The organism is Shewanella maritima, from assembly GCF_043643735.1.
GTDB lineage: Bacteria > Pseudomonadota > Gammaproteobacteria > Enterobacterales > Shewanellaceae > Shewanella > Shewanella maritima_A.
The window spans coordinates 44,558-66,842 of record NZ_JBHZSM010000009.1 but is presented as its reverse complement, the minus strand read 5'-3'; the positions used below and the strand labels follow the sequence as shown (position 1 = coordinate 66,842).

Annotated in this window: 20 protein-coding genes; 13 read left to right on the top strand and 7 right to left on the bottom strand. The window is 41.8% G+C overall.

What is annotated here, in order from left to right; translation table 11 throughout:
* Positions 1–118 precede the first annotated feature (118 nt).
* The gene (locus tag ACHUGF_RS11200) at positions 119–1,057 is read left to right on the top strand and encodes a Dyp-type peroxidase (protein ID WP_394131212.1); all 939 of its coding nucleotides are present in this window, start codon (positions 119–121) and stop codon (positions 1,055–1,057) included.
* A 106-nt stretch (positions 1,058–1,163) separates the two neighbouring features.
* On the opposite strand, the gene argR is transcribed toward ACHUGF_RS11200, so the two are convergent.
* Positions 1,164–1,634, bottom strand: a complete 471-nt coding sequence (argR, locus tag ACHUGF_RS11195; RefSeq protein ID WP_394131211.1) for a transcriptional regulator ArgR — start codon at positions 1,632–1,634, stop codon at positions 1,164–1,166.
* Between the two features lie 295 nt (positions 1,635–1,929).
* Here argR and ACHUGF_RS11190 point away from each other — a divergent pair, with 295 nt between their 5' ends.
* On the top strand, positions 1,930–3,207 hold the full coding sequence (locus tag ACHUGF_RS11190) for a dicarboxylate/amino acid:cation symporter (RefSeq protein ID WP_394131210.1): 1,278 nt from the start codon (positions 1,930–1,932) through the stop codon (positions 3,205–3,207).
* Positions 3,208–3,351: 144 nt separating this feature from the next.
* Here the strand turns inward: ACHUGF_RS11190 and ACHUGF_RS11185 are convergent, their stop codons facing one another.
* The gene (locus tag ACHUGF_RS11185) at positions 3,352–3,762 is read right to left on the bottom strand and encodes an META domain-containing protein (RefSeq protein WP_394131209.1); all 411 of its coding nucleotides are present in this window, start codon (positions 3,760–3,762) and stop codon (positions 3,352–3,354) included.
* 161 nt (positions 3,763–3,923) lie between these two features.
* On the opposite strand from ACHUGF_RS11185, the gene ACHUGF_RS11180 reads away from it, so the two are divergent.
* Genes ACHUGF_RS11180 through ACHUGF_RS11170 form a run of 3 tightly spaced genes read left to right on the top strand, consistent with a single transcriptional unit; the run spans position 3,924 to position 4,989 of the window.
* On the top strand, positions 3,924–4,100 hold the full coding sequence (locus ACHUGF_RS11180; RefSeq protein WP_394131208.1) for a hypothetical protein: 177 nt from the start codon (positions 3,924–3,926) through the stop codon (positions 4,098–4,100).
* Positions 4,097–4,639: a GNAT family N-acetyltransferase gene (locus ACHUGF_RS11175; RefSeq protein ID WP_394131206.1), complete on the top strand. Its 543-nt coding sequence runs from the start codon at positions 4,097–4,099 to the stop codon at positions 4,637–4,639. The genes ACHUGF_RS11180 and ACHUGF_RS11175 overlap by 4 nt, the downstream gene beginning before the upstream one ends.
* Entirely contained in the window at positions 4,639–4,989 is a 351-nt protein-coding gene (locus ACHUGF_RS11170) for a hypothetical protein (protein ID WP_394131205.1), read from the top strand. The genes ACHUGF_RS11175 and ACHUGF_RS11170 overlap by 1 nt, the downstream gene beginning before the upstream one ends.
* 201 nt (positions 4,990–5,190) lie before the next feature.
* Here ACHUGF_RS11170 and ACHUGF_RS11165 read toward each other — a convergent pair whose 3' ends face one another.
* From ACHUGF_RS11165 to metK, 3 genes are all read right to left on the bottom strand, one after another.
* The gene (locus tag ACHUGF_RS11165; RefSeq protein WP_394131203.1) at positions 5,191–6,369 is read right to left on the bottom strand and encodes a hypothetical protein; all 1,179 of its coding nucleotides are present in this window, start codon (positions 6,367–6,369) and stop codon (positions 5,191–5,193) included.
* A 459-nt stretch (positions 6,370–6,828) separates the two neighbouring features.
* Positions 6,829–7,338: a GNAT family N-acetyltransferase gene (locus ACHUGF_RS11160; protein ID WP_394131202.1), complete on the bottom strand. Its 510-nt coding sequence runs from the start codon at positions 7,336–7,338 to the stop codon at positions 6,829–6,831.
* A 303-nt stretch (positions 7,339–7,641) separates the two neighbouring features.
* On the bottom strand, positions 7,642–8,793 hold the full coding sequence (metK, locus tag ACHUGF_RS11155) for a methionine adenosyltransferase (protein ID WP_394131200.1): 1,152 nt from the start codon (positions 8,791–8,793) through the stop codon (positions 7,642–7,644).
* Positions 8,794–9,401: 608 nt separating this feature from the next.
* Between metK and tkt the strand changes: the two genes are divergently transcribed.
* From tkt to ACHUGF_RS11130, 5 genes are all read left to right on the top strand, one after another.
* On the top strand, positions 9,402–11,396 hold the full coding sequence (tkt, locus tag ACHUGF_RS11150; protein WP_394131199.1) for a transketolase: 1,995 nt from the start codon (positions 9,402–9,404) through the stop codon (positions 11,394–11,396).
* Between the two features lie 149 nt (positions 11,397–11,545).
* Positions 11,546–12,580: an erythrose-4-phosphate dehydrogenase gene (gene epd, locus ACHUGF_RS11145; RefSeq protein WP_394131197.1), complete on the top strand. Its 1,035-nt coding sequence runs from the start codon at positions 11,546–11,548 to the stop codon at positions 12,578–12,580.
* A gap of 73 nt (positions 12,581–12,653) precedes the next feature.
* Entirely contained in the window at positions 12,654–13,829 is a 1,176-nt protein-coding gene (locus ACHUGF_RS11140) for a phosphoglycerate kinase (RefSeq protein ID WP_394131195.1), read from the top strand.
* 145 nt (positions 13,830–13,974) lie between these two features.
* Positions 13,975–15,039: a class II fructose-bisphosphate aldolase gene (fba, locus tag ACHUGF_RS11135; RefSeq protein WP_394131194.1), complete on the top strand. Its 1,065-nt coding sequence runs from the start codon at positions 13,975–13,977 to the stop codon at positions 15,037–15,039.
* A gap of 286 nt (positions 15,040–15,325) precedes the next feature.
* Entirely contained in the window at positions 15,326–16,066 is a 741-nt protein-coding gene (locus ACHUGF_RS11130) for a DUF481 domain-containing protein (RefSeq protein WP_394131193.1), read from the top strand.
* Between the two features lie 137 nt (positions 16,067–16,203).
* Here ACHUGF_RS11130 and ACHUGF_RS11125 read toward each other — a convergent pair whose 3' ends face one another.
* Positions 16,204–16,782, bottom strand: coding sequence for a response regulator (locus tag ACHUGF_RS11125; protein ID WP_394131191.1), 579 nt, complete (start codon positions 16,780–16,782; stop codon positions 16,204–16,206).
* Positions 16,783–17,052: 270 nt separating this feature from the next.
* Here ACHUGF_RS11125 and ACHUGF_RS11120 point away from each other — a divergent pair, with 270 nt between their 5' ends.
* The 3 genes from ACHUGF_RS11120 to ACHUGF_RS11110 all read left to right on the top strand — a co-directional run bounded on the left by ACHUGF_RS11120 (position 17,053) and on the right by ACHUGF_RS11110 (position 19,930).
* Positions 17,053–17,802: a hypothetical protein gene (locus ACHUGF_RS11120; RefSeq protein ID WP_394131189.1), complete on the top strand. Its 750-nt coding sequence runs from the start codon at positions 17,053–17,055 to the stop codon at positions 17,800–17,802.
* On the top strand, positions 17,795–18,355 hold the full coding sequence (locus tag ACHUGF_RS11115) for a hypothetical protein (protein ID WP_394131188.1): 561 nt from the start codon (positions 17,795–17,797) through the stop codon (positions 18,353–18,355). The genes ACHUGF_RS11120 and ACHUGF_RS11115 overlap by 8 nt, the downstream gene beginning before the upstream one ends.
* A gap of 186 nt (positions 18,356–18,541) precedes the next feature.
* Positions 18,542–19,930, top strand: coding sequence for a hypothetical protein (locus ACHUGF_RS11110; protein ID WP_394131186.1), 1,389 nt, complete (start codon positions 18,542–18,544; stop codon positions 19,928–19,930).
* Positions 19,931–19,982: 52 nt separating this feature from the next.
* On the opposite strand, the gene ACHUGF_RS11105 is transcribed toward ACHUGF_RS11110, so the two are convergent.
* Entirely contained in the window at positions 19,983–22,241 is a 2,259-nt protein-coding gene (locus tag ACHUGF_RS11105) for a PAS domain-containing protein (RefSeq protein WP_394131185.1), read from the bottom strand.
* Positions 22,242–22,285 lie beyond the last annotated feature (44 nt).

Below are 22,285 nucleotides of genomic sequence, written 5' to 3'. Positions count from 1 at the left end.
GCGCTTTTTAGTATGAGCTAAGGTAAGTTTGACTTAATAAATAATTAGTTGAAATACGAAAATAAGGTTTAGTTTTCGTCATTTTAGCCGACAAGAATTAAAGGTGGAAAATATCAACATGGACAACCAAGTTATGCCTCGTGAACAACTCGGAATATGTGCTGAAGGAAATTTACATAGCGTATATTTGATGTTTAACGTCAATGAAGGCGCTGAGCAGCAATTGCGTGCTTCACTGGCCAGTGTCGCCCAATATCTTTATGAGTTGACGGATCAATTTTCTGACAGTGCCTTTAACGGCTTTGTGGCTATTGGGGCTAACTTCTGGGATAGCTTCTACCCGCAAGGTCGACCATCGCAGCTTGCGCCGTTTCCTGCAATGCAACAAGACAATCGTGATGCACCCGCTATCGAGTTTGACTTATTTGTACACTTGCGTTGTGACCGTTTTGATATCCTTCATCTTGTTGCCAATGAAGTAAACCAAATGCTTGAAGACAGTGTTGAACTGGTTGATGAAGAGCGTGGCTTTAGGTTTATGGATAGCCGTGATTTAACCGGTTTTGTTGATGGCACAGAAAACCCTAAAGGCCGTAATCGTCAAGAAGTAGCTTTAGTCGGTGAAGAGGATGACGCGTTTAAACAGGGCAGTTATGTGCACGTACAAAAGTTTGCGCATAATTTAAGTAAGTGGAATCGTTTACCTGTGCGCAAGCAAGAAGACATTGTCGGTCGTACAAAAGAAGACAATGTGGAATATGCCAGTGAGGATAAACCGCTAACCAGCCATATTAAGCGTGTGAATTTGAAGTCAGATGCGGGTGAGTCGCTTGAGATATTACGTCAAAGTATGCCTTATGGCTCAGTTAAAGAACAAGGCTTAATGTTCATTTCAGTGTGTCGTACACCGGGGCATTTTGAAGAAATGCTAAAGAGCATGGTACATGGTGATGAACATGGTAATTTTGATCACCTAATGAATTTTACCAAAGCACTTACTGGTTCATCGTTCTTTGCACCATCTTTAGATTTTTTACTGCAGTTTGAACAAGGTTAATCAGCCGTTCATTCTGTGTTGTACCATAAAAAAAGCAATGCCTTAGCATTGCTTTTTTTATGAGCCTCAAACAGTGAGTGAAATGAGCCGCTTTGGTTTAAAGGGGTTATTCACTATAATTGAACAGTGATTTAACCGTCTCAAGCGTGTCATCAATTGTGGTGATGTTTGAAGGCGAGATAAAGATAGTATCATCACCGGCAATGGTGCCTAAAATGCCTTCTGGTTTGCCTATTGAGTCTAATAATCTAGCAATTAATTGTGCTGCACCTGGGCTAGTACGAACCACAATCATGGCTTGATTGTGATCGACATCCAGTACAAGATTTTTTAATGGACTGCCTGCCGTTGGGACCCCTAATTCCGCTGGAAGACAATACACCATTTCTTGCTTGGCATTTCTGGTACGCACCGCGCCGAACTTGCTGAGCATACGTGATACTTTAGATTGATTGATGTTTGCGAAGCCTTCAGATTGTAATGCACTCACAATCTCACTTTGGCTACCAAAACGTTCTTCTTTCAAAATAGCTTTGAACGTTTTGACTAATTCATCCTGATTTTTTGTCGCTGGCATAATGTTATTTTCATCTTGTGTTTGTTATTCAAAAAACCTGTCAATTTTGAATATTTTTTGCATAAAAGTCAAGAAAGTTACTATTTTTATGAATTAAAATTCAATAATTTAACCTGACTGTTACTTGTTTGGTAGGCGTTGCCTTCTCACTAATAGGGGCTCCTTGATAAATGGTGCTAGCTGGTTGAGCAATGATACAGATCATTATTTCCTATTACACTTCTTGCTAGACTCCTGCCCCGCTAATTTTAGCCCCTATGTTTGCGCAATATTAACAACTAAAGGTCATAAAGACATGTCTACGCAAAAAACACAATCCACCGCCAGCCGTATCTGGGCAAGGTGGATGGCAGTTCCTCTATGGATGCAAATATTAATTGGTATGATTTTAGGTATTCTGGTTGGTGCCGCCTTAGGCGAGCAGGCAACAAGCTTAAAACCAATAGGCTCTTTGTTTGTTAATACCATTCAAATGTTGATTGTACCATTAGTCTTTTGTTCGCTCATTGTCGGTGTCACATCGATGCAAGACACCAGTAAAATGGGGCGAATAGGTTTTAAGTCATTCGTTTTTTACCTAGCTACAACCTCAATCGCAATCACCATAGGCTTAATGGTTGGTGGGCTATTACAGCCAGGCGTCGGACTGAATATGGTTCATGATGGTGCAACACAGGCGGTAAAAGAAGCGCCGTCTGTGGTGGATACATTAATCAATATTGTTCCCACTAACCCTGTTGCTGCGTTAGCCAGTGGTAAAATTTTACAAGTCATTGTATTCGCCGTGGCATTAGGTATCTCACTAGTATTGATTGGTGAGCGCGGCAAGCCAGCCATTGCTGTTTTTGAAAGCTTAGCTGAAGCCATGTTTAAACTGACTGATATGGTTATGAAGTTAGCGCCTTATGGTGTGTTTGGTTTAATGGCATGGGTAGCGGGCGAGTATGGTTTAGACATGTTAATGCCACTGATTAAAGTCGTTATTGCGGTATACATTGGTTGTGCGTTGCATATCTTAGGTTTCTACAGCTTGATACTCACCACAGTTGCTAAGCTGAACCCAATTAAGTTTTTCAAAGGGATCCGCAATGCTATGGCAGTCGCATTTACCACTTCAAGCTCAGCGGGTACTTTGCCTGCCAGCATGAAGTGTGCAAATGAGTCTTTAGGTATTAATAAAAAGATATCGAGTTTTGTATTGCCACTTGGCACCACCATCAATATGGATGGTACTGCGCTTTACCAAGGGGTTACGGCTTTATTTGTCGCTCAAGCATTTGGTATCGACTTAACTTGGGTTGAATACGTTACGATTATCCTTACCGCAACGTTGGCCTCAATTGGAACCGCTGGTGTGCCTGGTGCGGGTCTTGTAATGCTAACTTTGGTATTAACCACTGTCGGCTTACCATTAGAAGGTGTGGCCATTATTGCTGGTATTGATCGTGTACTGGATATGGCGCGAACGGCAGTGAACGTGTCAGGTGACTTAGTTGCTACCACTGTGATTGCCAAGAGTGAAGGCGAGTTAGATGAAGTGCAATACAATGCGTCAACTGATAAGACGGCCTAACCGACCATATTTGCTTACTAATTTATTGTGATTAGGCTATTAGCCCATTAAGCGAATAGCTAAATACACCAGAGCTAACAACAAGGGCTATGATGTAATCATCATAGCCCTTGTTGTATATCACCGTTGCTCGTGGTGCCAGTGTTATTGCTTAGCCGATAGCTCAACTAGTACTTTGCCTGAGGCATCTTTTAAGCTCAATACATCGTTTTTCAGTACAAATTCAACCACGTTAGGTAAGCTTTCCATCAAACGCTTTTCTTGTTGCACTAAACCGTTAACACAGGCTTTACGGGTGGCTCCTGAGGTAGTGATGGTGAGCTGTTTATCTTCTAATTGATACTCGCCCATGAAATTGTTGCAGCCATTATTCCCCGTGATCACACCGTCGTTAAATTCAATACTGGCTTGACTGAATGATTTAACTTGAACATTGGCAACCTTGTTTACGTGCCAGTGACCAGAGATCTCGCTTTCTATTGTACTTTCAGGCGTCGATTGACAGGCTGTTAACCCAAAAAAAGCTGCGCTTACAAGCGCAAGATGTTTTATCATAAGTATGGTCCTGAAAGACTGGTAATTCGCTATTTTACCGCTTGTATGACGAAAGCGTAATACTTACTAGCTTAAATAATGTTAATAAATACACCTGACGAGATGCGTTTATGGTCAATACAATAAAAATACTCAAACTGTTGCATATCTTGGGCCTGTTAATGGCTGTAGCCGGTGTTATATTACTTGGTTTTAGTGAGTTTGCTAGTGAAGTGCAAGGTATGGTTATCACAGCCAGTTTAATTGGCCTTGGACTATTGTTTATGTCACCTTTCCCCATAGCGCTGTTTCTTGAGTGGGCGAAAAAGCAGTCAGCGGATGATAAGGCATCATCATGACCATTCAAATTCGTATCGCCGTTAATGCTGATGCGGCACAGTTAGCGCAATTAGAGCAGCGTTTTAATGCCGATGAGCTCGGACAATCGTCATCAATGCTTGAAGGTCAGTGCTTAAATCAAACCCAGTTACAGCAATTGATTCAGCAGCAATGGGTAGTTGTGGCTGAAGATAAGCAAACAATTGTGGGCTATGTCATTGCAGCCAGATGGCCATTTTACCAGCAACAAGGCTTGTATCGCGTCATCAAACAGCAATTGAAGCAATGCCAATTACATGGCCAACCCTTGTCTGAGCACAATTCATGTCAATATGGTCCTATTTGGATTGAACAGCGTTTTAGAGGTCAAGGACTGTTTCAGCGCTTAGTGGAGTTCCTCACTCAGCAAGTAAAAGCTAGCATGCCGTATGTGGTTGCTTTTATTGCGGAAGACAATGAACGTTCATTTGCGGCGCATACTAGCAAAGGCAATATGCAAGTGATTGATTACATCAGCTATCAACAGCGTGATTATTATTTGTTAGCGAGGGCATGCTGATGAGCAGTGATAATGTAACTGAACAATTTGAACAGTGGTTTGCTAATTATTTGTCATTAAAGCTCGCAGCGTTTGACAATGCCAAGGTCGTTGTCGCAGTGCTGTCCCATATGCAGCAAACTTATGAGTGTTATGAGGTGATGCTAGAGAATGATTCAGTGGCGCAATATGCGGTCTATTGGCAGCAACGCTGGATTTTATGCGGGCATATTAATGATTATCAATGTGCATTTTCACTGCAACCTGAGGACTTTGCTATTCAACAGTCTAACAAGATAAACATACCCATTATGAGCCTTAATCAAGTGGGCTTCATGTGTATGGAATCTGCTCATTTTGATCATTGTTAATCTTGTTTTCATTCAGGGTGAAATGTCATTGTGTCGTGGTGAGTGATTACTGGCCACATACTCAGAGATGCGCTAACTTCTTTTTGGACATAAAAAAATCAGTGACCTTGCTAAATTAGAATCGATCAATTTAAGTATGGAAAAGTCATTCAATTTTACATATCGTCTATTGTTGACGGTACCGTTTAGTTTGCGAATATTCTATGTTCCGCAATATTCACTTATCTTCTTTTCAAGCTCGCTAACTAACTCTCTAGGTACTCGAAGGTTAACCGTATCAGGTTGTTTTACCTTATACACCCCTCGATAGTTTATAGTGCATACTCGTACGATCTCAAACAATGATTCAATCGGGTCGATACCGTGTTCATCGACAAATTTGGGATATTTACCATGGTTTGAGAATATTGATATTTCACCATGTACAAACTTACTTCTCAATTCGTAAATGGTTTTTATTTTTGATTCGATACCTACGATATCACTGGCATCTCTACTAACCCCACCAACTATAGATGCCTTGTTACTTCTATCTAAGCCGTACAGCGCATCTAACGCAATAAACTGGTTTAGGAACCTCTCTCGTTTATCGTGAGTCCATCCATGAGCAATAAAAGATAGCGCAGATAACATTCTCCTAGTGGGAGAAGAAAAAATCTTCTGTAGATTGCAAACAACTTCATCGCTTAGGTTTATCTCATAAACAGAAGGTAGATTAGATCTAATTTGGCGAGTGGTAATGTTCGTCGAATCAAAAGAATTTATCCTACAATCTACTGTATCTTGATTGATTCTCAAAGGTTCATCGATAGTCGCGTATAGTGCACCAAATAACCTATCTAGCTCTTCAACAGCTTCATTTATTGAACGTGCATAAATCAAAACCGCACAACTATCAGGCAATAGCTTATACCTTCCGATAGGCTCACGGCGCAAGTCTTGCTCATCCAGCACTTCTAAAGGGAAGTTTATTCCTGTTCTCTCTCTCATATCGCCAAGTAAGCTTGCAATTTGACCTGAGCCATAAATAAATAAGTTATTGGTGAGCCTATGTACCCCGTCTGTATTAGCATACCGAATAGTGTAGATGTATGGTTTAAGAGCCTTTTGTGAATCGATATAGTCTACAAACAAGATACTTAGATTATTGCTATGCTGTTGCGAAAATATGGTACTTACTGGCTCATTAAAACTAGTTAAAGAAAAAAAATCTGCATCAATAGTATTAAATGCATACGAGCAGAAATTTAGAAGTATCTCCTTTGCACTCTGGATATTACTGACACCTATTTCGCAACCAATCTCTTTGATTAGTCTGCTAGCACATCTGTTTACATCTTCATCATTATATTTAAGCCAGAAAATGATGTCTCTAGTCATGGGTTTACCTACCTGAATAGATGGAACCCCATCCTCAGGACAGTAGAAGAAAGCTTTAGATAAATCGGCTGTTATACTGCTCGCGAAAGAAGTATCCAATTTTTAACCCCAGTAAATTACCATCAATGTGATACTCGTATTATTGCATATTAAGAAGGTTAAATTAATGAAGTCAAAGAAGAGCTATTGGCGTTCAAGTAGTCTCTAACTCTCAATTAGTGGAGGTGTCCTTGCACTGGCTGAACCACCAACCATGATGAAAAGTACTGTGTTTCCAGCGGCAAGCAAGACCCACCACTGAGTATGTACGTTAACAAGGAATGGGGCAAAAGCGTGTTATACATCCGAACTATCTAAATAACAGTTTCCCAAACTCATCAACTTATATAGCCACTTGCAAACTATTCAAAATCAAGTAACCAAAATCCAAAGCTCAAAACTCAAAAAGCTCAACCCATTTCATCCATGCTTTAAAAGCGTTAACTTAGCCAACTTTGTTTGGTATTTACAAAACTGCTGTCTGATCTCAGCGGTGGCTTCTTCTGGCGTTATGACGACAAACCCGTGGTTGAGATAAAAGCTGGTGAGATCAGACTCAGCAAAGACGAAGCTGGGGATGGCTTGGCATTGAGGCCGGATAAACTGCAATAATTGACTCGCAAGCCCTTGCTGGCGGTATTGTGGATGGGTGAGTAAGCCTGTAAGAAGCAAGGCATTGGCATAACTTCTAATACGGATCGCACACATGATAACTTGAGTGTCGGGTTGAGGGCTTGTTTGAGAACTTGGTTGCGGGAGGTGTGCGATGATGGCCACACTCTCTTTGATACTGGGTTTAGCGTAAGGCATATACAAACGATAGAAGTGTTTCAGCTGCGACCACTGCCTTATCGTTTGCTGTGACATTTGGGTTAAATCATCACCGAGATCTAGCCATTGGCATTGATGATGGGTTGCACTTATTGCCATGCCTTTTCCTATAAAATGCGAGTTTATTAAAAGCCGAGCTGATTAAAAGCCGAGCTGATTAAAATCCGAACTGATTCAACGCCGAGCTGATTAAACACGAGCGCATTATAACTTAGTTGATCACACGCTAAACTAAGTTAAATATTAAGCAACTATTTCTTTGAGGTGAAGTGCTTTAAGGTGAAGTGCTTTAAAGTGAAGTATCAATATTACCTTTTTGAGTGCGTATAAATAGCATCCAATAAAAAACCGCCCTCAGGCGGTTTATTTAATTAACGCTTTAAAGCAAAAGGCGATAAAGGGTTATAGGCCAGCTTCAGCTCTCAGTAGCTCAGCTTTATCAGTGGCTTCCCAAGGGAATTCATTACGGCCGAAGTGACCATATGCAGCTGTTTGTTGATAGATAGGGCGAGCCAAATCTAACATTGCTGTTAATCCGTATGGACGAAGCTCGAAGTGCTCACGTACCAGTTTAATCAGTACAGATTCCGATACTTTACCGGTACCGAACGTTTCGATACTGATTGATGTTGGCTCGGCAACGCCAATGGCGTAAGACACTTGGATTTCACAGCGGTCAGCAAGACCTGCCGCGACGATGTTTTTAGCCACATAACGGGCAGCATAAGCAGCACTACGGTCTACTTTTGATGGGTCTTTACCTGAGAAAGCACCACCACCGTGACGCGCCATACCACCATAGGTATCAACGATAATCTTACGGCCAGTTAAGCCACAGTCACCTACAGGGCCACCGATAACAAAACGGCCAGTTGGGTTAATAAAGAACTTAGTGTCTTTATTTAACCATTGTGATGGTAATACTGGCTTAATGATGGTTTCCATCACACCTTCAATCAGGTCTGATTGAGAAATCTCTTCTTTATGTTGTGTTGATAATACAACAGCATCGATACCGACAATCTTGCCTTCATCATAGGCAAAGGTCACCTGACTTTTCGCATCAGGACGTAACCAAGGTAAGGTGCCGTCTTTACGAACTTCAGATTGACGCTTTACTAATTGATGCGCATAAGTAATAGGAGCAGGCATCAGTACGTCAGTTTCATTACTTGCGTAACCAAACATCAGTCCTTGGTCGCCAGCGCCTTGCTCAGCAGGGTCAGCGCGGTCAACACCCTGATTAATGTCAGGAGACTGTTTACCAATAGCATTTAAAATTGCACAAGAATCAGCATCAAAGCCCATATCTGAATGGGTGTAACCAATTTCGCGTACCGTTTTACGGGTAATTTCTTCAATATCAACCCAAGCAGAAGTGGTCACTTCGCCACCCACTAATACCATGCCAGTTTTGACGTAAGTTTCACACGCAACACGAGCTTTAGGATCTTGCTCTAGGATTGCGTCTAACACCGCATCAGAAATCTGATCGGCGATTTTATCTGGATGACCTTCTGAAACTGACTCAGAGGTGAACAAGTGCTTTGCCATAATGGAAATTCTCGCTTTATGCATTTGAACGTGTAGAGGTATCTACATCTAGACGTCTATTCTAATTGAATTTAACAATGATAACACCCCCCAATACGAATTTAAGTTAAGAATTGTGCAATGGTGCAAATAATATTTAAAACCTGAAAAATATGTTCTGATGCGAAAGGTTTTATCTATCTGTTTTTATTGAATTATATTCTGTTTAATCTAACTGTGTACGCAGCTTGTTTGTTAAATAAAACAGTTGAATTGGTTAATGTGAAGCAAAACTGGCTGACATGTGATTACGGCTATTAACATGCTAAATAGCTTGATTTGAACTGTTGTCGTGTGATTTTTATTCAACAAGGCTGGTGGTTTTTATTCAATAAGTCTGGCGACTGAGGAGCAAGAAAAAGTAGGTGTTTTTATACAATATGCTGCTAATGCTTTTACATGAACACAATAATTAGGAAAAAAACCAGCGAATAGCCAATTTAAATTTGCGTCGCGCCCCCTATTTAGGCGAAAATATGCCACCAAAATTTGCTATGGCGAAAGCTGCATAATTTTAGTTAGCTTTCACCGTCTAAGGTTACACAACCTCAACTCAAGCAGGAGAGAGCATGTCATCTCGTAAAGAACTCGCAAACGCTATTCGCGCCCTAACCATGGATGCTGTTCAAAAAGCTAATTCAGGTCACCCAGGTGCACCAATGGGAATGGCTGATATTGCAGAAGTGCTATGGAACGATTTCTTAAAGCACAACCCAAATAACCCTGAGTGGGTTGACCGCGATCGTTTCATTCTTTCTAACGGTCATGGTTCTATGCTGATTTACTCTTTGCTGCACCTAACTGGCTATGCACTGCCAATTGAAGAGTTAAAGAACTTCCGTCAACTGCATTCTAAAACACCTGGTCACCCAGAGTACGGTTATACACCGGGCGTTGAAACCACAACAGGTCCTTTAGGCGCGGGTATCAGTAACGCTGTCGGTATGGCGATTGCAGAAAAAACCTTAGCGGCACAGTTCAACAAGCCAGGTCACGATATTGTTGACCACTTCACATACTGTTTCTTAGGTGATGGTTGTTTAATGGAAGGTATCTCCCATGAAGCTTGTTCTTTAGCGGGTACCTTAGGTCTGGGCAAATTAATCGCATTTTGGGATGACAACGGTATTTCTATCGACGGCCATGTTGAAGGCTGGTTTACCGATGATACGCCAAAGCGTTTTGAATCATACGGCTGGCACGTCATTGCTGATGTAGATGGCCATGATAGCGACGCTATCCGTAAAGCGATTGAAGAAGCAAAGTCAGTGACTAACAAGCCAACCATGATTTGCTGCAAAACCACCATTGGTTTTGGTTCGCCAAACAAGTCAGGTAGCCATGATTGTCACGGCGCACCACTTGGTGATGCTGAAATCGCTGCAGCACGTGAATTCCTTGGTTGGAACCATGAGGCATTTGAAATCCCTGCAAACGTATATGAAGGTTGGGATGCTAAAGACGCTGGTGCAAGCAATGAATCTGCATGGAATGAAAAGTTTGCTGCTTATGAAGCTGCATTCCCAGCAGAAGCTGCAGAATACAAACGTCGTGTATTAACGGGCGAATTACCGGCTGAGTTTGAAGCGAAAGCGAATGCATTTATTCAAGAGTGCCAAGATAAAGCTGAAGGTATTGCGAGCCGTAAAGCGTCACAAAATGCCATTGGTTTCTTCGGTGAAATGTTACCAGAGTTATTAGGTGGTAGTGCTGACCTTGCAGGCTCTAACTTAACCTTATGGTCAGGTTCAAAAGGTATTCAAGATGATCCTGCCGGTAACTACATCTTCCACGGTGTACGTGAATTCGGTATGAGCGGTATCATGAACGGTATCTCGCTACACGGTGGTTTCATCAACTACGGCGCTACGTTCATGATGTTCATGGAATATGCACGTAATGCTGTACGTATGTCGGCGTTGATGGGTATCCAAAACATCTTCGTTTATACCCATGACTCAATCGGTCAAGGTGAAGATGGTCCAACTCACCAACCAGTAGAGCAATTAGCTAACTTGCGTATGACGCCAAACATGACAGTATGGCGCCCATGTGATGCTGCTGAAACAGCGATTGCGTGGAAAGCGGCGATTGAAAACAGCAAAGCGCCAACATCATTAATCTTCAGCCGCCAAGGCTTGAAAGCACAGTCTCGCAGCGCTGAGCAATTAGCGAATGCAGCCAAAGGTGGTTACGTACTATCTGATTGTGCCGGTACGCCTGATGTGATTTTGATTGCAACGGGTAGTGAAGTGCAACTGGCACTTGATTCAGCAGCTGCATTAACTGAGCAAGGTCAACAGGTACGTGTTGTATCTATGCCGTCAACCAATGTGTTCGATAAGCAAGATGCAGCCTATAAAGAGTCTGTATTACCAGCATCAGTCACAAAACGTGTTGCTATTGAAGCTGCGCATGTTGATTTCTGGTACAAGTATGTTGGCTTTAATGGTGCGACTGTGGGTATGACTACCTTTGGTGAGTCAGCGCCAGGTGGTGAGCTAATGAAGCACTTTGGCTTTACCGTTGAAAACGTAGTTAACACAGTAAAAAGCTTGGGTTAATCCCTTGAAAGCAGACACGTTAACCGAGGGACAAAACAGTCACCTTTTTTAGCGTGAAACTGTATAATAGCGACCTGCATTGTTATGCAGGTCGTTTTTATATCGCATTGTGGTAGGTGATTTACCATGCAAAACATGATGGACGTTGAATGATTCGAGTCGCAATTAATGGTTATGGACGCATTGGCCGTTCAATTCTCAGAGCCCTTTATGAATCAGGTAAGCGCGATCAAATTCAAATCGTGGCGATCAATGAGCTGGCAAAACCAGAAGCCATTTGCCATTTAACCCAATACGATACCACTCACGGGCGTTTTCAGTCCGACGTTAAGTTACAAGATAACCAATTATTGATTGGTGATGATGCCATTGAATTATTGCATCAAGCTGATGCTAGCCAATTGCCATGGCAAGCACTGGATATTGATATTGTTTATGAAGCATCTGGCAGCTTAAAAGACAGGCAAGCATGTGAAACTCACCTGCAAGCTGGCGCTAAGCAAGTGCTAATCAGTCACCCTGCATCGGCAGACGTGGATGGCACGATTGTCTATGGTGTTAACCATGACTTGTTAAAAGCCGAACATACTGTGGTGTCGAATGCATCATGTACTACTAACTGTATTGTGCCGGTGCTCAGTGTGTTAGATGAGCTCTTTGGTGTAAAAAGTGGTGCTATTACCACGATTCACTCAGCGATGAATGATCAACAAGTCATCGACGCCTATCATGATGATCTTCGCCGTACCCGCGCTGCAGGGCAATCGATTATTCCAGTAGATACCAAACTTGCTCGTGGTATTGAGCGCATTCTGCCACACATGAAAGACATGTTTGAGGCGATCTCAGTGCGTGTGCCAACCATTAATGTTACCGCCATAGACTTGTCGGTAACATTAGATAAAACAGTAGATATCTCCACTATTAACCATGCGTTAGAGCTTGCTTCCAATGGCCGGTTTAACGGGATTTTAGGTTATACTAACGAACCATTAGTGTCATGTGACTTTAACCATGACCCACGTTCAAGCATTATCGATGGTACTCAAACTCGAGTGAGTGCAGGGCATTTAGTGAAATTATTATTATGGTGCGACAACGAATGGGGCTTTGCTAATCGTATGTTGGACACCAGTTTGGCGATGATCCAAGCCAAAAGTGCATCTGCAAATGAGAATTCGTGACCAAGCGCGCCAACCAAAGGCGCGCTTTGTTATATAACAGCTTTATTTTTAAACTTAGAAGGAAAGGCTAATTATGGCGATTATTAATATGAGCGATTTAGATTTACAAAATAAGCGTGTGCTTATTCGTGAAGATCTAAACGTGCCAGTGAGTGATGGTGTTGTCACCAGTGATGCAAGACTTCGTGCATCTTTACCAACGATTAAGCTAGCGCTCGAAAAGGGAGCAGCGGTAATGGTGATGTCTCACTTAGGTCGTCCAACAGAAGGCGAATTTAATGTTGAGTATTCAATGTTACCAGTCGTTAATTATTTGTCTGAAGCATTAGATTGCCCTGTTCGTCTTGCCAACGATTACCTAGATGGCGTTGAAGCCAATGTGGGTGAAGTTGTGGTGTTTGAAAACGTACGTTTCAACGTAGGTGAGAAGAAAAATGACGACGCGTTAGCTAAGAAGTTAGCAGCACTGTGTGATGTCTATGTGATGGATGCATTTGGTACGGCTCACCGTGCCCAAGCTTCGACTCATGGTGTTGGCCTGCATGCACCTGTTGCTTGTGCGGGACCACTACTTGCTGGTGAACTAGCGGCTTTGGGTAAAGCATTAGATAACCCAGCGCGCCCAATGGTGGCGATTGTGGGTGGTTCAAAAGTATCGACCAAGCTTACCGTGCTTGAAAGCCTATCAACTAAGGTTGATCAGCTTGTTGTTGGCGGCGGTATTGCTAACACGTTTGTGGCTGCAGCGGGTCATGAAGTCGGTAAGTCATTATTTGAAGCAGACTTAGTTGAAGAAGCAAAACGTTTAGTGGCCAATGCACAAAGCCGCGGCGGTGATATTCCAGTCCCTACTGATGTTGTTGTTGCGGGGGAGTTTAGCCCTACTGCACAAGCCACATTAAAGCCTGTGCAAGATGTATCTGATGAAGACATGATCTTCGATATTGGCCCAGACAGTGCTGAAGCGTTAGCTAAAATCATTGAAGCTGCAGGCACGGTTGTGTGGAATGGTCCTGTAGGCGTGTTTGAATTTGATCAATTTGGTGAAGGCACAAAACGCATTGCGCAAGCAATTGCTGACTCAAATGCTTTCTCAATTGCTGGTGGTGGTGACACGCTAGCTGCAGTAGATAAGTATGATATTGCTGATAAAGTGTCATATATCTCTACTGGCGGTGGTGCATTCCTTGAATTCTTGGAAGGCAAAGAGTTACCAGCAGTGGCAATGTTAGAACAACGTGGCAAATAAGTACCACGAATAAGATTATAATTATTAAAAAAACCGTTTCTGATGTGGCTTAGGCTGTACTGATGCTTTAGCCGCACAGAAATATAAAAATCAATCCAAGCGATAGCGACCTAGGTGAGAAATCACCCTATTATTGGAGAACAAAATGGCTCTTATCTCTCTACGACAAATGCTAGATCATGCTGCTGAGCATGGTTATGGCGTTCCTGCTTTTAACGTGAACAACCTTGAACAAATGCGTGCCATCATGCAAGCGGCTGAAGCGACTGACAGCCCTGTGATTGTGCAAGCATCTGCGGGTGCACGTAAATATGCTCGTCCTCAATTCCTTAAGTACTTAATGAATGCGGCACTTGAGCAATATCCTGATATCCCTGTATGTATTCACCAAGACCACGGTACTGATCCTGACATTTGTCAGCGTTCAATCCAGCTTGGTATGTCTTCTGTGATGATGGACGGCTCATTGATGGCAGACGGTAAAACGCCTGCGTCATATGAGTACAACGTTGATGTGACTCGTCGTACTGTTGCTTTTGCTCACGCATGTGGTGTGTCAGTAGAAGGTGAAATTGGTTGTTTAGGTAGCTTAGAAACAGGTATGGCTGGTGAAGAAGACGGTGTAGGTGCAGAAGGTATCTTAAGCCACGACCAACTACTAACTACGCCAGAAGAGGCAGCACGTTTTGTTGCTGATACTCACGTAGATGCGTTAGCGATTGCCATTGGTACTAGCCATGGTGCATACAAGTTTAGCCGTAAGCCTACCGGTGATGTACTGCGCATTGATCGTATTAAAGAGATCCATGCGCGTATTCCTAATACTCACCTTGTTATGCACGGTTCATCATCTGTACCGCAAGAGTGGTTGGAAGTGATTAACAAGTACGGTGGTGCTATCCCTGAAACTTACGGTGTACCACTAGATGAAATTGTTGAAGGTATTAAGCACGGTGTACGTAAAGTCAACATCGACACTGACTTACGTTTAGCTTCGACGGGTGCTGTACGTAAATTCTTAGCTGAAAATCCAACTGAATTTGACCCACGTAAATTCTTAAAAGCGTCAATGGCGGCTATGGCTGACATCTGTACTACTCGATACGAAGCATTTGGTTGTGCAGGCATGGGTTCAAAAATTAAGCCTAAGTCACTTCAAGCTATGTATAAAGCCTATCAATCTGGCGAATTAGATCCAAAGATCAACTAAGCCTGATGATTTGTCATATTAAGCCCGGCATTTGCTGGGCTTTTTTATGGCTGAAATAAATCTAACTGAGTAATGCTAACCATTAGGTGCGGTCAAGATCTCTACCCAATACATAGAAACCATGATTTGAGGGATAAATATTACAGAGTAAGTTAAAAAGATAGATTTTGATGCGGTAAAAGGTAAAAAATGTCGCGTAACTTTTTCAATTTTGTGGTTGAAGTGTTAGTATTCTGCCGAGAATTTGGGTGTAAATTTTTGAGAAATGTTTGAAGGACGCAAAAACATGAAAAAATTGCTTTTAACTGCTGGTTTATCGTTGGCAATGCCATTCGCTGCCTATGCTGGTGCTGACTTTGTTGAAGGCGATAGAACCTTCGCTGGTGAAGCTGAGCTAGGTGCAACGTTAACAACAGGTAATACTGATACTTCATCGATGAAAGGTCGTGTGAATTTAAAGCATGAGCTAGGCAACTGGGAAAACCAGTACTTGCTAGAAGGGCTTTATAAAGAAGATGAAGGCAGTGTCACTGCTAAGCGTTATTTAGGCGCAATTCAGGGTGATTATCAATTTAATGAAAGCAGCTACCTGTTCGCTAATACGAGTTATGAAGTAGACCCATTTACTGGCTATGACTTCACTTCAATTACTTCTGCTGGTTATGGTTATAAGTTTATTGATGATGGGGTGACTTTATTCAAAGCTGAGGCTGGCCCTGGTTATATCTACCAAAGCCTAGATTCAGAATCTGAAGCACTTAAAGGTTATAGCTCTGAATCAAGTGCCGTTGCCCACGCCGTGGTGCATTACGAGCGTCAATTAAGTGAGTCATCAACTTTCAAACAAGTATTTATTGCCGACTGGGGTGATAAGTTAGATGGCCGTTCTGAAACGTCTCTCACTGCAAATATTGTAGGCTCATTAGCGATGAAAGTCGCCGTGATTGTGCGTTACAACAGCTCACCTTTAGATGATAAAGAAAGCACTGATACTGAAACAAACATGACACTGCTTTACAGCTTTTAATCTGCTGAGCCCGAGAAGATTGTTGAGTAAAAAGCTGACCTCGGTCAGCTTTTTTAATTTTGAGAGTGAGGCTCTTTAGTTTCTATTCTACTGGTCAATGATGATTAGGTATGAATGCATACCCTAAAGGTATGCGGCTAGTTTTTATCTGGTAAATAGAATCCTAACTTCTTTTGCAGTGCGACCGCATTGATTGGTTTGAGCATGTAACCCGTTACACCGGCTTGTATGGCTTGAAGGATATTTTCTTGTTCGCAATGAGAACTGAGAATATAGACATCAGTTTCTAGCAAATGCTCATGTAAGCGAATTTGTTTGAGTAAATCTAAGCCTGACTTACCAGTCATCTCCCAATCAGTAATAACGATGTCATAGTATTTTTCTATCTTAGCAGCCTCTAATAGCATGCTCAGTGCCCGTTCAGCACTTTTAGCTGTGTCCACTTTGGTAAATCCAATGCTGAATAATAACTGAGTCATCACTCCTAACATAGAGTCAGCATCATCCACGACGAGTATCCTAGGCATAGTGACGGTTGTGGATTGTTTACTGAGCTTATTATTGAGTAACTTAATTTTATTGTGAGCAGAAACAAGGCTAATGAGTGTTTGCTCATCTTCTTCAGTTAATGCCTCAGATCTCGATTGACTGCGCTGTTGGTTGATTGCACTTATTAGGAGCTTTTTTAAGCATTCTGTTTCCTTTTTAGTGAACATAGTTATTCCCTTAACGCAATTTTAGCAAACGTAACTGGCAATCGGTCTATTGCAACAAAGTGTCGCAGTTGTTGAATATTTGATGGCGTTAGCCTTAATGATTGAAATAAATAGATTTTGCTATGAATGATTGTAGTCGAAAACTCAATTTTTGACTGAAAACTTGTGTGCAATTTAATGCATGCGCTGTTATCTCGTTTGGATCACACTTGAGTGCAATTGTTTTATCTATAATTCAACAGGTATGGGTTAACTCTTTTTAGGTATAAGATGCAAATTGGATGCTGTTGGTTTGATAAACAGCAAATGACACTAGTCGATCAAACCATTGATAAAGCTTGGGCGCTAAATCATCACGAATATTGGGTGTTACAACAATTAACCCAACGTCGCGGCCAAGTTGTGTCTGTTAATCAGCTCTCGATGATCAATGTTGCAGGTCAAGATAACCAAGCGCTTACTGAATCACATATTCTGCATGTCGTTGAAGAGTTGCAGTCCTACCTTGGTAACAATCATGCTTGTTTATTGGAATACATACCGAAACAAGGTGTGATTTTGCACAGTCATGGCGCGCCTCACAAGGCAAAAGTATTGGATGAACCCAATGCCGTGATGTCGATTAGTCAGTTTATTCTTATTTCTGTCGTTATCATTTCTGCTTTGTTTTACCTCAGCTCAAATATTAAAGCGCCACAACATGAACCGGCAGATCTGACAGCCAAAATTATTACTGAAGCTGGAGATATAGGTCGCTTGGATATCTACACTGGTTCCGAGAACTTTAGTTTCTTAGCTGGGCGTAAAGAAGACATCATTCAGGAATTTAGCCAGTGCAGTTCACTTTATTGGGACGTGATAACCATTTCAATATCGGCTGATTGGCAAACAGTGAGCTTTGTGCTGAAGCGTGAAGTGTTCGGCGATTGGTTATTTCATAATATTAAAGTACTGAGAGATGATAAGAAAAGTAGCTTTTTCAGCACTCATTGGTTGGAAGAGGTAAATATCTGTGGCTAGTGCATTATCAACTCAACCTCAAAAAGTGGGCCGTAAAATCATCTTTGTGATTATGGTTGTTGGCATTGTGTTGTTAGGCACGATTTTCCTTAAATACTTTGCTGAGAGAAAAGGCGTATGGGAGCTTGATTGCCAAGCAAATGCTTATGGCATAGACATGGTCAACGAGATTGGCAACAAAGCTAAAGGTAATGTGCTGCTCAAGCTTACCGTTCAAGATAAGCAGCTGATGATGACCTATTACTCTGCTTTTGATGAACATATTCGAGAATATGCGATTTTTAACGGTGAGCTCAAGGAGTTAATCGTCGGGGCAATGACTTATGAAATAGACTTTATGCCGAAAGAAATGGTGTTTAGTGAGCACAGCCGTTTGAAGCCATATCTATTAAGTGAACTTAGCAAAAATGAGCAGGAAATAGTTGTTGGTTCAAGGTTTACCCAAGCCATGCGCGTGCTGGAAATGGACAGCGACTTAAGTTATGTCATCATCAAATTTTCGCCAAGCAACAACATTTGGGCATGTTCTATCCCTACACATGCTAGTGAGTAATTCCCCCTTTTTGGCAATACTTAGTTAAAAGATGGTATTTAGGTGCCATTTTATCGATACTGCCTCCACGACACCTTGTAGTCCTGCTAAATTTAATTTTTCTATTTGAATCAAATCTAAATGACACATATGTTAACTCCGAGTAAGGTATAATAACCCACAAGGCAGGCAAAATAATGGTGGCAAGTGGCAAAAGTATCGATTAAGAAAGATGACTCCCTTTCAATCAAGTTTACCCATCAAATGGTATCTGGGGCACAACGCAGCCTAGATTTGTACTTTTACCTCCCCAAAGAGATGGGCATTGCTGCTAATACATTAAATGAAGAAGAATACTACCACGCCGGAATAGTGGGCCGCCGAGCTTACTACTCACACGAATTACATATGCCGTTAGTGCAATCTCGCTTTGTCAGTATCAACAACCGTACCCTTGAAGAGTTTAGAATGTATCTGAACCTGTTTGCTTATCAGTTTGCTGTTGCCATTGAAACTGATGCTAAACACCTTAGACAGGTATCGGAGCCAGATGAGTTTTATCCTGCGTTGAACGATCTCAGTGAGCAGGTGGTTCAATTACTGAAAAAGTTTCGTCGTAATGAACCTAAGGAAGACAAGTGGCAATCCTATTTTGCCCACGCAGATAATTATCTATCTTGGTTTTGTGAGCAGCAATTATTAAAAACCTTAGCGAATAGGCCTAGAAGCTCAACCTATAGCGACATCAAAGATCAAGTGGTTGAGATTTGCCGCGCTGAAAACCATTACCGTGAGCAAGAGCGCAAGTACAATTCTAGCCGCACAAAACAAGATGCTAACCGTATCTCAAATAAAATGTTGCTACTTAAACGTTTAATCCAACAGGGTGTTGTACTTAAAGAAGAGCTCAAAGTACTAGGTGTAGGCCTTAAAAAGTTTGTGACAGGGTTAGCCACAGGCATTGTGATGTTAGTTGTGTCTGCGTTAATCATTAAAGCCCAAGGCGTGTTTAACGGTTTAACCATGTCGTTGATCTTTACATTAGCGGTGATCTACGCGTTTCGTGAAATTTTTAAGGAAGATATTCGTAATGCGATGTGGCGATTTATTCAGCGAGGGAGACCTCGTTGGAGCCGTATATTGCGTGATACCAGTAGTAAGCTAACCTTAGCTCGCCAATTAGTTTGGCTTGAATTTGTTCGTCCTCAAGATATTCCTAGCACCATTACTGAGATCATGAAACACCGTCATAGACAAAACAAAGTGGAATCAGAGGTATTGCATTACCGTATTGCAACCCGTGTGATGCCGCGTTCTTTTGCTGAAGGGTATTCAGAGATCCAAGAGCAAGTGAGTTTCAGCTTAGTGCCTTTTGCTCGCCATTTAGAGCGCGGCAAGGATAAAATTTATCAAGAATCAGATGGCAAGGTTAGTAGTGAATCTGTGGAGCGCCGCTATCAGGTAAATTTAGTTCTAGCCGTCAGAGATGGTAAACAGCCTATCGAGTACGCGCGTTTTAAAGTGACAATGAACCGCTCGAGCATTGTTGAGATCACCGAAAGTAAGCTGCCTGAATCTATCAACCCACTTACTTAGGGTTGGCTTCTCTAACCTGTTGCCCACGCTCGGGTAATTAGGCCTGTAATCGTTAATCAGGTGCAGCGTCGAGGTTGTATGGGCGTGTAAATGCTTGGCAAATATTATGGTCGCCAGATTGTTTTGCACGTTTTAATGCCACTTCTGATTTAGCAAGGTAATCTTCAAGCTCTTGTGTTTCCAAATACCCAGCTATACCAATATTAATCCCCTCAGCTAAACTTTTGTCGCTTAACGACTCATTAATTTCCATGGCATATTGATGGCTTTGTGTTGGGTTGGTATCTGAAATAAAAATTAATACTTTACCTAATTGCCAGCTGATAATTTGGCAGTTTTCAGGTAAATCCATTAATAGAACAAGCTCGACTTCTTTATGGTGTTTTTCTAGCTGCTCAGTGCTGCCCATATGGCTGTATATGCCGCTAGGGCTGATGTCCAATAACATTAAACTTGTACTGCTACGAGATGATTCTGACAGACTGTGAAAGCGAGCTTCGAAATCGCTCATGCGAATCACAAAGTTATTTGACTGTTGAGCGCGCTTATTCGCACTTTGAGATAAGGTTGCGCTGGTTTCTTCTAGTGTGATGATGAGATATTCAACATCTCCTTCAAGAGAAAGCTGGCCATTGACCGATATCTTTAAGCTATGTTCAAAACTGGCATTACTGAAAGGTGTCAATTGTGCAGTCCACACCCCTTGAGCAGGCAAGACATTGGCAATATTGTTCCATTGACTAGTAATGGTGTGGCCAAGAAGCGGTAAAATACTTTGGTGCTCAATATTGTCCAACTTCATAAGCTGTTTAAAGCGTGTGTTGGCTTTAACTATTTCACCGTCTGCATCCGTTAATGCAATGGCAACAGCGGCATCACTCATTAACTGGTATTGTGTCGCTTGGTTGATACTGTCAATCAAAGGAGTTATATCATCGAAAGTGATAATCCAGTAATTCCTTTCTTGTGAGGTTTGTAAAGCCGGATCGAGTTTGATGTAAGCGTTAAAGCTCGCCTTATTTTCACCATTTAGTGTGAGCACACCATTCCATGAATTATGTCGAGAAACGGTTTGCTTTATCAGATCAAACTGTTCATTTGTCAGATTGAAAATTAGCTGTAAAGTACGATCGACCAATGATTCTGTTGGCAGATCAAACTGGATATAAGCCGTTTCATTTGCTCGGATAATTCTGCCTTTTTCAGTGACCAGTAGACTCGATTTAGCAGAGTTAAATAACCCGTAAGCTAAACGCATACTGTTATCTTTGGCTACTTCATCCAGCGAGGTTTTGTGCCTGTGGTACACGATAATGGAGGTCAATGCCGCAATCAGTAAGGCAATGAAAATAGCGACCATGCGCAATTTGAAAAAGTTATCTGAGATATCATCATGACGTATGTATGAAAGTGTGAAATAGTCACGCTTCCTGTTGTCCTGAGTGATCATTTCTGACTTTAAGTATACAAAAGTGGCTTCATCGCCATGAAAACGACCAAACTTTTCAGTATTCATCTCTTCCCACAGTTCTGGGTAGGTTTGGCTTAAACTCACCCCTATGCTGTTAGGCATTCCTGGTAATGGCCTATTTTGATTAGCGCCAGCAAATAAATATCCACCAGGGTCAAACAATAATAATGGCGAGCTTTCATCAAAAAATGCAGGTTTGATGGAATCTAATAATCTAAGCACTGAGTTGACGGTGATAAAGTGGCCTCGGATACTGTGGTCAGGGTTCTCTAACCAAGCCAATTGGTATATATAGGGCTCAATGACGCCATCAATAGGGGCAAAACTGAGATCCGATGAATAAATATCATTGCCGCCAAATGCACGATCTGGCGATAAAATGTGCTCAGGCAGTTCAATATCGAAATAATTATCGCTGCTAGCAAACCTTAGGCGGCCTTCTGGGTCGTATAGCGCAACATTTAGCAGCTCTGGTACATTACGGGTTAACGAGTTCCATTGAGTGATTAATTGCTGCCTTTTACTAGGGGTTGGGTTATCTAAAAATTGTTCAAGTATTTCTGAGCGTGCAATTGTCAGGGTTCTAAACTTGAGAAAGTTTGCTCTTTCAGCAGATAAATTACCGATAGTTTGCAGTTCACTATAGCGTTGTTTAGCCCAGTCATCCTGAAGCGAACGCTCACCCATCGAAATTGACATAGATGCGATGATGATGATTGCAACATTGAGGGTAATTAATTGGCTCAGTAAAGATAAAATTTTTGGCTGTGACCAACGAATACCCTGAGAGTTCAGTAGCAAGGTTTTTAGCGAGTTATTTTTATTTTTGTTTCTAAACATACGCTATGCAGGGTACTAAGTGAGGTAATTAATACAGAATGTTA

Bases quoted from the DNA above. Each gene is read 5' to 3' on its own strand.
- ACHUGF_RS11200 (WP_394131212.1), top strand. From the start codon at position 119: ATGGACAACCAAGTTATGCCTCGTGAACAACTCGGAATATGTGCTGAA.
- argR (WP_394131211.1), bottom strand. From the start codon at position 1,634: ATGCCAGCGACAAAAAATCAGGATGAATTAGTCAAAACGTTCAAAGCT.
- ACHUGF_RS11190 (WP_394131210.1), top strand. From the start codon at position 1,930: ATGTCTACGCAAAAAACACAATCCACCGCCAGCCGTATCTGGGCAAGG.
- ACHUGF_RS11185 (WP_394131209.1), bottom strand. From the start codon at position 3,762: ATGATAAAACATCTTGCGCTTGTAAGCGCAGCTTTTTTTGGGTTAACA.
- ACHUGF_RS11180 (WP_394131208.1), top strand. From the start codon at position 3,924: ATGGCTGTAGCCGGTGTTATATTACTTGGTTTTAGTGAGTTTGCTAGT.
- ACHUGF_RS11175 (WP_394131206.1), top strand. From the start codon at position 4,097: ATGACCATTCAAATTCGTATCGCCGTTAATGCTGATGCGGCACAGTTA.
- ACHUGF_RS11170 (WP_394131205.1), top strand. From the start codon at position 4,639: ATGAGCAGTGATAATGTAACTGAACAATTTGAACAGTGGTTTGCTAAT.
- ACHUGF_RS11165 (WP_394131203.1), bottom strand. From the start codon at position 6,369: ATGACTAGAGACATCATTTTCTGGCTTAAATATAATGATGAAGATGTA.
- ACHUGF_RS11160 (WP_394131202.1), bottom strand. From the start codon at position 7,338: ATGGCAATAAGTGCAACCCATCATCAATGCCAATGGCTAGATCTCGGT.
- metK (WP_394131200.1), bottom strand. From the start codon at position 8,793: ATGGCAAAGCACTTGTTCACCTCTGAGTCAGTTTCAGAAGGTCATCCA.
- tkt (WP_394131199.1), top strand. From the start codon at position 9,402: ATGTCATCTCGTAAAGAACTCGCAAACGCTATTCGCGCCCTAACCATG.
- epd (WP_394131197.1), top strand. From the start codon at position 11,546: ATGATTCGAGTCGCAATTAATGGTTATGGACGCATTGGCCGTTCAATT.
- ACHUGF_RS11140 (WP_394131195.1), top strand. From the start codon at position 12,654: ATGGCGATTATTAATATGAGCGATTTAGATTTACAAAATAAGCGTGTG.
- fba (WP_394131194.1), top strand. From the start codon at position 13,975: ATGGCTCTTATCTCTCTACGACAAATGCTAGATCATGCTGCTGAGCAT.
- ACHUGF_RS11130 (WP_394131193.1), top strand. From the start codon at position 15,326: ATGAAAAAATTGCTTTTAACTGCTGGTTTATCGTTGGCAATGCCATTC.
- ACHUGF_RS11125 (WP_394131191.1), bottom strand. From the start codon at position 16,782: ATGTTCACTAAAAAGGAAACAGAATGCTTAAAAAAGCTCCTAATAAGT.
- ACHUGF_RS11120 (WP_394131189.1), top strand. From the start codon at position 17,053: ATGCAAATTGGATGCTGTTGGTTTGATAAACAGCAAATGACACTAGTC.
- ACHUGF_RS11105 (WP_394131185.1), bottom strand. From the start codon at position 22,241: ATGTTTAGAAACAAAAATAAAAATAACTCGCTAAAAACCTTGCTACTG.